At 68.6% G+C, this 3,231-nt stretch carries 3 protein-coding genes; all 3 read left to right on the forward strand.

Translation table 11 applies throughout. The features are described from left to right. Window positions 1-201: 201 nt before the first annotated feature. The 3 genes from pstC to pstB are packed head-to-tail and all read left to right on the forward strand — an operon-like array spanning window position 202 to window position 3,103. On the forward strand, window positions 202-1,200 hold the full coding sequence (pstC, locus tag ACIBLA_RS36700) for a phosphate ABC transporter permease subunit PstC (RefSeq protein WP_363241009.1): 999 nt from the start codon (window positions 202-204) through the stop codon (window positions 1,198-1,200). Continuing rightward, window positions 1,197-2,273: a phosphate ABC transporter permease PstA gene (gene pstA, locus ACIBLA_RS36705; RefSeq protein WP_363241008.1), complete on the forward strand. Its 1,077-nt coding sequence runs from the start codon at window positions 1,197-1,199 to the stop codon at window positions 2,271-2,273. Before pstC ends, pstA begins: the two co-directional genes overlap by 4 nt. Window positions 2,274-2,326: 53 nt before the next feature. After that, window positions 2,327-3,103, forward strand: coding sequence for a phosphate ABC transporter ATP-binding protein PstB (pstB, locus tag ACIBLA_RS36710; protein ID WP_363241007.1), 777 nt, complete (start codon window positions 2,327-2,329; stop codon window positions 3,101-3,103). Window positions 3,104-3,231: the final 128 nt, after the last annotated feature.

Consider the following 3,231-nt stretch of genomic DNA (forward strand, 5'->3'; position numbering starts at 1 on the left):
CGGTCGGCGTGTTGGGCAGTTTGGCCTTTGCGGCGGGGTCAACGCGCCCCCCCCCCCCCTAGTGCGGGCGGGGGGGGGGGGGGTGGGCCCCCCCCCCCCCCCCCCCCCGGGGGGGGGGGGGCCCGGCGGGGGGGCCCGGCCCACGTCTTCCGGTGCACCGCCGCCAGGAGCCGTGACCCAGCTCCGCAGACCGGAGAAATGATGGATACGACAACCGCACCCACCGACGCCCCACCACCCCCCGCACCAGACCACAAGGGCGCGGCCAAGGCGCCGAAGCAGGCCGGCGACCGGATCTTCCTGGGCCTGTCCCGAGGTTCCGGCATCACCCTGCTGGTCATCATGGCCGCCATCGCCGCGTTCCTCACCTATCGCGCGCTCCTCGCGATCTCGAAGGACGAGTCGAACTTCCTCACCACCTTCGAGTGGAACCCGCAGGGCGACCCGCCGTCCTTCGGTATCGCCGTACTCGCCTACGGCACCGTGGTCAGCTCGATCATCGCCATGGCGATCGCCGTCCCGGTCGCCATCGGCATCGCGCTGTTCATCTCGCACTTCGCGCCCCGCAGGCTCGCCGCCCCGATCGCCTACCTGGTCGACCTGCTGGCAGCCGTACCGAGCATCATCTACGGCCTCTGGGGCGCCGTCTTCCTCGTCCCGTACCTCGACGGCCTGAACAAGTGGCTCAACGAGTACTTCGCCTGGACGTACATCTTCGAGAAGACGAACGAAGGCATCGCCCGCAACCTCTTCACCGTGGGCATCCTGCTGGCGATCATGATCCTCCCGATCATCACCAACGTCATACGTGAGGTCTTCCTCCAGTCGCCGAAGATGCACGAGGAAGCCGCCCTGGCCCTCGGTGCCACGCGCTGGGAAGTCATCCGGATGTCGGTCCTGCCCTTCGGCCGCTCCGGCATCATCAGCGCCTCGATGCTCGGCCTCGGGCGCGCGCTGGGCGAGACGATGGCCGTCGCGGTCGTCCTCTCCCCGAGCTTCCTCTTCTCGGGCCATCTGCTCGACGCGGGCGGCGGCACCTTCGCACAGAACATCGCCGCGAAGTTCAACGAGGCCGACGGCTTCGGCCGCGACGCCCTGATCGCCTCCGGCCTGGTCCTCTTCGTCATCACACTGCTGGTCAACGGCGCGGCCCGCGCGATCATCGCCCGCCGCAAGGAGTACTCGGGGGCCAACGCATGAGCCACACGCTTCAGGACAAGCGGCCCGCGGTCGCCGACGGGCCCCAGGGCTCGCTCTCCCACGCGCGTATGCCCCGCTGGGCCCCGCCGGCCATCGCCGCCGGCTCCGTGGCGCTGGGCTGTCTGATCGGTGTGACGGCGAGCCTGCACAGCAAGGTCCAGTGGGGCCTGCTGGCCGCGCTGATCTTCGTCGTCGGCACGTACCTGATCACGACCAAGGTCGAAGGCAGCAGGCAGGGCAAGAACCAGGTGGCGACCAGCCTGGTCTGGGTCTGCTTCATCCTGGCCGTCATCCCGCTGCTCTCGCTGGCCTGGGTCACCGTCAGCAAGGGTGCCTCGGTCGTCGACGGGTACTTCCTGACCCACTCGATGAGCGGACTCCTCGACACGGACGAGGGCGGCGGCATCTACCACGCGCTGCTCGGCACCATCGAGCAGGTCGCCATCGCCGCGGTCATCGCGACGCCGATCGGTCTGCTGACCGCCGTCTACCTCGTGGAGTACGGCCGCGGGAAGCTCGCCCGCGCCGTCACCTTCTTCGTGGACGTGATGACCGGCATCCCGTCGATCGTCGCCGGTCTGTTCATCCTCGCGACCTGGAACCTGATGCTCGGCTTCGGCCCCTCCGGATTCGCCGGCGCCCTGGCGCTCGCGATCCTGATGATGCCGGTGATCGTGCGCTCCACCGAGGAGATGCTGAAGCTCGTCCCGAACGAGCTGCGCGAGGCATCGCTGGCGCTGGGCGTACCCCAGTGGCGAACGATCCTGAAGGTGGTCCTGCCGACCGCGATCGGCGGTATCACCACCGGCGTGATGCTCGCGGTGGCGCGTATCACCGGTGAGACCGCGCCCGTGCTGCTGCTCGTCTTCGGTACGAAGCTCATCAACCCGAACCCGTTCGAAGGCGCCCAGTCGTCGCTGCCGCTGTACGTGTACGAGCAGTACTCGGTCGGCACCGACGCCTCGGTGGCGCGCGCCTGGGGCGCGGCCCTCGTACTGATCGCCTTCGTCATGCTCCTCAACCTGGTGGCCCGCGGCATCGCCCGCTGGAAGGCCCCCAAGACCGGCCGCTGAGGCCCCGAAATCCGGCTCCGCCGAGCGGGGTCACGCAGAAAGCAGTGATTCAGATGGCCAAGCGAATCGACGTCAGCGGCCTGACCGCGTACTACGGCAACCACCGGGCGATCGACGACATCTCCATGACCGTCGAGCCCCGCTCCGTGACGGCCTTCATCGGCCCGTCCGGCTGCGGCAAGTCCACGTTCCTCCGCACCCTCAACCGCATGCACGAGGTCACGCCCGGTGGCCGCGTCGAGGGCAAGGTCCTGCTGGACGACGAGAATCTGTACGGCGCCAACGTCGACCCGGTCGCGGTGCGCCGCACGGTCGGCATGGTGTTCCAGCGGCCCAACCCGTTCCCGACGATGTCGATCTTCGACAACGTCGCGGCCGGTCTGCGGCTCAACGGCAAGTACCGCAAGAACGAACTGGCGCACATCGTCGAGAAGTCCCTGATGGGCGCCAACCTCTGGAACGAGGTCAAGGACCGCCTCAACAAGCCCGGTTCCGGCCTCTCCGGCGGCCAGCAGCAGCGCCTGTGCATCGCCCGCGCGATCGCGGTCGAGCCGGAGGTGCTGCTGATGGACGAGCCGTGCTCGGCGCTCGACCCGATCTCCACGCTCGCGATCGAGGACCTGATCAGCGAGTTGAAGGAGCGCTTCACGATCGTCATCGTGACGCACAACATGCAGCAGGCGGCGCGGGTCTCGGACCGTACGGCCTTCTTCAACCTGTCGGCCGTGGGCCAGCCCGGCAAGCTCATCGAAATAGACGAGACGGAGCGCATTTTCGCCAACCCGTCCGTGCAGGCCACGGAGGACTACATCTCCGGCCGCTTCGGATAGGCACCGGCGCCGAAAGCCGTCCTGCGGTGCTGCATGGCGGTGCCACCGCAAGGCGAAGGGCCCGCCCCCTCTCCCAGGGGGCGGGCCCACTTGCGTTGTGGTGCCGGACTCAGCCGAAGCCAGGTTCA

Source organism: Streptomyces sp. NPDC050433 (assembly GCF_044458565.1).
Classification (GTDB): Bacteria; Actinomycetota; Actinomycetes; order Streptomycetales; family Streptomycetaceae; genus Streptomyces.

What these genes read in the sequence shown, in the direction of transcription:
- pstC (WP_363241009.1), top strand. Translation starts at nt 202, where the DNA reads ATGGATACGACAACCGCACCCACCGACGCCCCACCACCCCCCGCACCA.
- pstA (WP_363241008.1), top strand. Translation starts at nt 1,197, where the DNA reads ATGAGCCACACGCTTCAGGACAAGCGGCCCGCGGTCGCCGACGGGCCC.
- pstB (WP_363241007.1), top strand. Translation starts at nt 2,327, where the DNA reads ATGGCCAAGCGAATCGACGTCAGCGGCCTGACCGCGTACTACGGCAAC.